Genomic DNA, 671 nt, shown 5'->3' with positions numbered 1-671 from the left:
CCATGGAGGCGGCCAGGGTGCGGGCGCGCCAGCCGGGGGAGGGGCGCTGGGCGTCCATGGCCCCGCGGTAGTCGTTGACCTTGCTCATGTCCATTCCTCCTTCAGCGCGTCCCGCAGCTTTTTCCTGGCCCGGCTCAGCCGGGAGAGCACCGTGTTCCGGGGACAGCGGAGCAGCAGTCCGATCTCCTCGGCGGTGTACCCCTCGATGTAGTGGAGGTACACCGGCCAGCGGTATTTGGGGGGCAGGGCAGCCACCGCCTCCAGCACCCCGCTGCCCTCCGGCGGCGGGGCGGCGGCGTCCCAGCCCGGCTCCAAGGGGACGGTGTGCCGCCGCCAGGCGGACGCGCCCCAGTTTTTGCAGCGGTTGGCGGTGGCCCGCACCAGCCAGGCCCGCAGGTGGAGCTCGTCGGCAAAGGCGGGGTCGGACTGGATGAGGCTGACAAAGACCTCCTGGGCCACGTCCTCCCCATCCGTGGGGCTGCCGGTGCCCTGGACAGCCATGCGGTACACCAGCGGGCCGTAGCGGTCCAGAATCTCCTCGCAGGAGAGGGGGACGCCGTTCAGCGTGGGCATTCCGTTCACTCCCTTCTATCAGAAAAGCAGGGCGGAGGGGGAAATGATTGCACGAAAGGCAAAAAAAGCGGGCGGCCCCACGGGCCGCCCCCCCCGGC

General features: G+C 70.2%; 1 protein-coding gene. It reads right to left on the bottom strand.

The features are described from left to right. Positions 1–84: 84 nt before the first annotated feature. Positions 85–573: an RNA polymerase sigma factor gene (locus ACESY8_RS19710; RefSeq protein WP_054339555.1), complete on the bottom strand. Its 489-nt coding sequence runs from the start codon at positions 571–573 to the stop codon at positions 85–87. Positions 574–671: the final 98 nt, after the last annotated feature.

Source organism: Clostridium sp. ATCC BAA-442 (assembly GCF_964239415.1).
GTDB lineage: Bacteria > Bacillota > Clostridia > Oscillospirales > Oscillospiraceae > Flavonifractor > Flavonifractor plautii.
Note: the sequence above shows the minus strand (reverse complement) of the source record. Positions and strands in the feature narration are given on the sequence as shown.

Bases quoted from the DNA above. Each gene is read 5' to 3' on its own strand.
- ACESY8_RS19710 (WP_054339555.1), bottom strand. From the start codon at position 573: ATGCCCACGCTGAACGGCGTCCCCCTCTCCTGCGAGGAGATTCTGGAC.